Source organism: Chamaesiphon sp. VAR_48_metabat_403 (genome assembly GCF_031422475.1).
In the GTDB taxonomy this organism is placed as follows: Bacteria; Cyanobacteriota; Cyanobacteriia; order Cyanobacteriales; family Chamaesiphonaceae; genus Chamaesiphon.
In genome coordinates, this window is sequence record NZ_JANPLS010000085.1 from 1 (window position 1) to 5,880 (window position 5,880).

Sequence of the window (5,880 nt, forward strand, 5' to 3'; positions counted from 1 at the left end):
ATCTCGATCGAAAATAGAGATCGAACTTCAAGTTTTGGACTCAGACTCAATCTCAAACCTTTTTCCAGAATTCTACAAAAAATTCAACACGTTGGCGGAGCCTCTCAGAATGAGAATCGAGCGGCTCAACTTCATGTTCTACTTCTGGTAACACGATGCCTGGACGTTGGCGATTCTCCGCTGGAGAGGCTACGCCAACGAGGATTATTTCAGTATGATATGGGTCGTGGATGCGATACCTTAAACTACCAGACTGGACATGGATCTTACCCCATACGCCTTTTTTGGTGGTGTGTCGCGCTCTCAATCCCTTAGGAATCGAATCGTTTGTAAATAAGGGTGTGCGTCGATAGGGGGCATAACCATCGGGGATCTCTTGCCTGTCGCACAACACGCAATTCAGGAGTTGTCCTAGATGTTCGGAACGTCCTGATGCTGTAATTACCCAAGGACGTGGAAAAAAGGGCGGTTCGTGACGGGTATGCTGGCAATGTCCGCAGTCTAATTCTGCTACCCAATGTTGCTCTAAATCTTGATGAAATCCAACGATCGATCGATGCAATATTAGTTTCCTCCGTGCTTACAACTGAGAATTTTAAATTTTATTTTCGCAAATCTGTCCTCGTTCTACCTGACTAATATTCGATAATGTTATTTCAGCGTTGGCGAAGCCTACCGTAGGTAATCGATCTCATCGCATCTTCAGTAAAGAAGGCTTGGTGCTCAGTAATTATCACAGTCGGAAATGTCATCAATCGAGCAACTGATTTTGCCAGTAAATCTCGTTCGCGTTGGCGTAGCCTGCCGTGGTGTGAACGTGCCTAATGGGTTTGCGACTACTGCGAGTTAATCTAATAGTGATTGGAACACCGTCTGTATCTAATTGTAACCCCTAACGCTTTGTAGATACGCAAAAAAGTCGATATCCTTCCGCTACCGCGATGAAGTGGTGGCGACTAATGGCGAAAATCACACCTATCATGCGGGAGCCTACCTGGGGGATGGTTTGCATGGCGGCGCGATTACCGCTGCTGTAAGAGTCGCCAAGTTAATTGGCGTGAGCCAGGAGTCTATTTCCTCAGTCGAAAGTAAACGAGAGCGGATTCCGTTTGCATAGATCCAATTGGTAATTTCTTCCTGAGAAAACCAGATTAAATTATTTCAAATAATAGTTCAAATTAAGCTCTCATCATCTGGGAGTTTTTTTAGATCTTTTTTGGCTTCATCTACTCCTTTTGATTGAAAACATAGAGTTAAAATCTCTCTGTATGTAGATAGACAAGCTAGATAATTTTGATTATCAATAGCAGCTAAAAACTATCGAATAGTAAATTAAATATTAAGACAAACGCTGCTAATAATGATTAGCTAGAAAACACTTTCCTCACAAGATCCTCACATTTTTAATCTAGAATCAAAGCTAATAAATCAGCATTATAAATTCATAAGATAGTTGTTTTAGTTGCTGGCTGAGGTCGAAATAGTTGACCGTAAAAACTTCGACACCAGATAGCAACCCTAACGGCAATTTGCAACCGGATGGATGCCGAAGCTGCTAATGGGAGTTCCAAAAAATAGCGATTGCTCTCAAGTATCAATTATCAATTAATTTAATCATGCCATATACTCTCGATTTAGCCAGACTTATTTTCCCAAGCACTGAAGTTGCGGACACGATTCCCAAAATAGTTGCAGCATATAATCTGCTCAATGCCGAGGATCGATTAGCATTGCTGTGGTTTGCTTACACCGAAATGGGCACTAAAATTACTCCCGCCGCCATGTCGTCAGCCAACATGGTGTTTGCCCAAGCAACTCTGACTGAAATTAAGCAGATGCCAGCATTAGCGCAAACCCAAGTAATGTGCGATCTTGTCAACCATACAGATACCCCCATCTGTCGCACCTATTCGGCTTTTGGCACGAATGTCAAACTAGGTTTCTGGTATCAGTTGAGTGAGTGGATGAAAGAAACTATCGTCGCGCCGATCCCCAAGGGCTACAAATTATCTTCAAAGGCAGCCGATGTACTCAAAAGTATCGATCGACTTGAAGGCGGACAGCAACTCACAGTACTTCAGGAGATCGTCGTCAATATGGGTTTCGCTGCGATGGGCGGTACTCCCACAGTCACAGAACCTGTGATTCCCCCGAAAGAAGCTGCACCCCGCGCCAAAGTCACTATTAAAGGCATCAAAAATGCAACTGTGCTCAGTTATATGGAGGACATGAACGCCTTTGACTTTCCTGCGGCTGTGGCTTTATTTGCAGCAGATGGTGCCCTCAAACCTCCCTTCCAAGAGCCGATCGTCGGTCATGACAGCATTCTCGACTATATGCACAAGGAGTGCTACGGACTCAAGCTGTTGCCAGAGCAGGGAGTCTCTGAGCCAGCCGAAGATGGATTTACCCAGATTAAAGTGACTGGGAAGGTTCAAACGCCGTGGTTTGGCGATCGGGTGGGCATCAATCTAGCATGGCGGTTTCTGCTTGATGGGGAAGATCGGATTTTCTTCGTAGGCATCGATCTACTAGCATCTCCTCAAGAATTAGTGGAGTTGGGCTTAGTTCGTTAGCTTGAGTTACTGCATAGATTTTACCCACCCCACCCTGCGGGCACCCCTGTCTTGAAAAGGTGCTCCACTTGCGGAGTTTGTCCGGTCGGGTTCCCCGACCATGGAACAAACCCAAGCGGGGGAAACAAGCGAGCTTTTGGGGCGCGACGTTTTCGGGGGAAGCTTCCCCCCAAAAGCTCGCGCCCCAAGAGCGATGGGGTGAATTCTTCGACCAATTTTCCGATGGTAATCGGGGACAACTAATTTTAGGGAATTAATTGATATGAGTAATCTATCTAAAGCATATTTATTAGGTGGTGGCATTGGCTCTTTAGCCGCCGCAGCTTTTATGATTCGCGACGGCGCATTCTCTGGTGAAAATATCTTTATCCTCGAAGCCAAGCCCCTCATGGGCGGGAGTCTAGATGGAGCGGGGAACCCAACCGATGGTTATTCTCTGCGGGGCGGACGGATGTTGACGACTGATAATTATGAATGCACTTGGGATCTGTTCAAGTCAATTCCCTCGCTGACTCTGCCAGGGAAAACGGTATTTGATGAAACGATGGAATTTAACGAGCGGCATAAGTCTCATTCGATGGCGCGATTGGTGGACAGTCGGCGGGCAAAAGTCCCTGTCAGCTCGATGGGCTTTTCGATGCCAAATCGTAAGGAATTGCTAGAACTGAGTCTGGCTGGTGAAGCTGAATTGGGAAATAGTTGCATCACCGATTGGCTGTCTCCAGAATTTTTTGAGACGGAATTTTGGTATATGTGGGCGACTACTTTTGCCTTCCAACCGTGGCATAGTGCTGTTGAATTCAAGCGGTATTTGCATCGCTTTATGATGGAATTTTCGCGAATTGAAACCCTCGCGGGGGTGAAGCGCACTGTCTACAATCAGTACGATTCTTTTGTTCGTCCCTTGCAGAGTTGGCTGGCGGAGCAAAATGTTCATTTTTATGTAGATTGCAAGGTAACGGATTTAGAGCGACACATTGCCACAGATAAGTTAGTGGTGACAGGTATTCATTATCAGCAAGCGGGCGAAAGTAAAACTATTGCCGTTGAAAATGGCGATCTAGTTTTTCTCCAAAATGGCTCGATGACTGATGCTTCGAGTCTGGGTTCGATGACAAGTGCGCCCCCAAAGCTAACCAAACAAGATTGTAATAGTTGGCAGCTATGGGAAAAGCTGGCAGCGGAAAACACAGGTTTCGGGAATCCAGCGGCATTTAATAGCAGTATTGCCGAGTCTTGCTGGGAGTCTTTTACCGTCACGCTCAAAAACCACGAATTCTTTGACAAGATGTGTGAATTTAGCGGTAATGAAGCGGGAACTGGCGGACTCGTCACCTTTAAAGACTCGAATTGGTTGATGTCAATTGTCCTCGCTTATCAACCTCATTTTATCAATCAACCTGCTGATGTTCAGGTGTTCTGGGGATATTCTTTGTTTCCAGATCGAGTCGGCAATTTCGTCCCCAAACCGATGGATGAATGCAATGGTGCCGAAATCATCCAAGAACTCTGCGGACATCTCCGCTTCGATTTAGATATTGTCGCATCGGCTAACTGTATTCCTTGTCGAATGCCGTATATCACCAGTATGTTCATGCCGCGATTGCATACAGATCGACCAATACCCATCCCACATAATTCCCGCAACCTCGCTTTCATCAGTCAGTTTGTGGAGATTCCTGAAGATGTCGTTTTTACGGTCGAGTATTCGGTGCGAGTGGCGCAAATGGCGGTTTATCAATTCCTAAATATCGATAAACAGATTCCACCGATCTCACCTAATGATAAGTCGTTAAAAGTGGAATTTGAGGCATTAATCAAAGCATTTAAGTAATGCGACATGACAGATCCCGACTTCTTGAAGAAGGCTACCCCAATGCGTTACCAATTACCTTAATCAATGGGGTTTATGATGATATCCCCGTGGCGTACACCGAGTTGGCAAATTGTCCGTAGATCCCTACATGCGCGGGCGAATGAATGGCGGAAAATCATACGTATCACCATTTGAGTTGGGTAAACCGATGAGCAGCGGTGCCGTCGCCGACGGCAAGATGGTCGTGAAGTTGGAGTAGCCTGTATTCCCAAATTAATTCATATGAGCTATGACACGAACAATCATCAATTATCAATTAACAGCGAGGTCTAAATTATGACTCACGACAGGCAGGATGATACCAATATCGAACGGCGACAAGAACTCGAACATGACGAAGAAGCTTTCCGACTTCGCCAAGAGGAGAAACGGCTGCGAACTGCTCGATTAAATGCTCCTTTTGTTTGGATAGTTAATAGTATTTATTGGCTATTAGGAATGCTGGAAATATTACTAGGGCTGAGATTCTTGCTGCGGTTATTTGGTGCTAACACCCAAAATGAATTTGCTCGATTAATCAATAATTTATCGGCACCTTTTATTGCTCCATTTTCAACTTTGTTTATTAGTCCTACTTTCAGTGGCGGGGCATATATATTTGACATCAATATTGCGATCGCAATTGTCGCTTATATGCTCTTGAGTTATTTAATAATTTCATTAGTTAGATTCATCTTTTACCACAAATCATAATTTTAATTTTGCAAAATTATTAGATTTGTATAAGGAGAATATTATACCATGCGAAAACAACGACCTAAACAAAGTTTATTTTACCAAATTGCCCGCAATACATCCGAAGCGGTTGGATCTCCCTTTGCGTCGATAGCAGCAGTGGCTGTAATTATGACTTGGGCAAGTCTAGGACCATTTTTCAAATTCTCTGATACGTGGCAGCTAGTTATTAACACTGGGACGACGATTATCACATTTTTAATGGTTTTCCTAATTCAAAACTCCCAGAACCGTGACGCTAAAGCAGTTCAAATTAAATTGGATGAATTAATCAGGGCAATTGATGCCGCCCGTAATCAAATTATTGATGTGGAAGATTCATCCGAGCAGGAGCTAAAGAATCTGCAAAAAGATTTTTCTGAACTTGGCAATAATTCTAAAGAGTAAATACTTTCATACTCGATATCAAATGCTCTTCTACCAAAAACTACCCCAATGGCTCAAATTTAGCTTAACCTTCCCATTAGTCTTTCTAAACGGGTGGCTAATTTTGCTCCTTTATCATTCCTTACAGCCGATTTCTAGCATCGTTATTGCAGCTTGTTTGGTGACGTTTTTACTAGACTATCCGATCGTCTTTTTAGAAAAACGTGGATTACCACGAGCTTTGTCAATTGGGTTAGTTCTAGTTATCGCAATTGCATTAATGGGTGCGATCGGTTTTGGACTATTACCGATCGTATTTCGACAGTT

The 5,880-nt window shown here is 44.0% G+C and carries 6 protein-coding genes and 3 pseudogenes; 7 read left to right on the plus strand and 2 right to left on the minus strand.

Features of this window, described 5'->3' with window-relative positions; translation table 11 throughout:
* Nucleotides 1-52 precede the first annotated feature (52 nt).
* Both RMO79_RS04605 and RMO79_RS24430 read right to left on the minus strand, forming a co-directional pair.
* On the minus strand, nt 53-562 hold the full coding sequence (locus tag RMO79_RS04605) for a DUF3565 domain-containing protein (protein WP_310481889.1): 510 nt from the start codon (nt 560-562) through the stop codon (nt 53-55).
* Between the two features lie 94 nt (nt 563-656).
* Nucleotides 657-761 (minus strand): annotated as a pseudogene (locus tag RMO79_RS24430) (2-hydroxyacid dehydrogenase); the annotation flags it as partial.
* A 164-nt stretch (nt 762-925) separates the two neighbouring features.
* Here RMO79_RS24430 and RMO79_RS04610 point away from each other — a divergent pair.
* The 7 genes and pseudogenes from RMO79_RS04610 to RMO79_RS04640 form a co-directional block, all read left to right on the plus strand.
* Nucleotides 926-1,117, plus strand: a pseudogene (locus tag RMO79_RS04610) (amine oxidase); the annotation flags it as partial.
* Nucleotides 1,118-1,616: 499 nt separating this feature from the next.
* Nucleotides 1,617-2,576 (plus strand): orange carotenoid protein N-terminal domain-containing protein, encoded by a 960-nt coding sequence (locus RMO79_RS04615; protein WP_310481890.1) that lies wholly within the window; start codon nt 1,617-1,619, stop codon nt 2,574-2,576.
* 262 nt (nt 2,577-2,838) lie between these two features.
* Entirely contained in the window at nt 2,839-4,410 is a 1,572-nt protein-coding gene (locus RMO79_RS04620; protein ID WP_310481891.1) for an oleate hydratase, read from the plus strand.
* Between the two features lie 112 nt (nt 4,411-4,522).
* Nucleotides 4,523-4,624, plus strand: a pseudogene (locus RMO79_RS04625) (NADP-dependent oxidoreductase); the annotation flags it as partial.
* A 104-nt stretch (nt 4,625-4,728) separates the two neighbouring features.
* Nucleotides 4,729-5,145 carry a YggT family protein gene (locus tag RMO79_RS04630; protein ID WP_310481893.1) on the plus strand — a complete coding sequence of 139 codons (417 nt, stop codon included), beginning with the start codon at nt 4,729-4,731 and terminating at the stop codon, nt 5,143-5,145.
* A 48-nt stretch (nt 5,146-5,193) separates the two neighbouring features.
* Nucleotides 5,194-5,574, plus strand: a complete 381-nt coding sequence (locus RMO79_RS04635; protein WP_310481894.1) for a low affinity iron permease family protein — start codon at nt 5,194-5,196, stop codon at nt 5,572-5,574.
* 22 nt (nt 5,575-5,596) lie between these two features.
* Nucleotides 5,597-5,880, plus strand: a 284-nt coding sequence (locus tag RMO79_RS04640) for an AI-2E family transporter (RefSeq protein ID WP_310481895.1), incomplete at its 3' end; no start/stop codon positions are given.

Coding starts and splice junctions, on each gene's coding strand:
- RMO79_RS04635 (WP_310481894.1), top strand. CDS start 5,194: ATGCGAAAACAACGACCTAAACAAAGTTTATTTTACCAAATTGCCCGC.
- RMO79_RS04615 (WP_310481890.1), top strand. CDS start 1,617: ATGCCATATACTCTCGATTTAGCCAGACTTATTTTCCCAAGCACTGAA.
- RMO79_RS04620 (WP_310481891.1), top strand. CDS start 2,839: ATGAGTAATCTATCTAAAGCATATTTATTAGGTGGTGGCATTGGCTCT.
- RMO79_RS04630 (WP_310481893.1), top strand. CDS start 4,729: ATGACTCACGACAGGCAGGATGATACCAATATCGAACGGCGACAAGAA.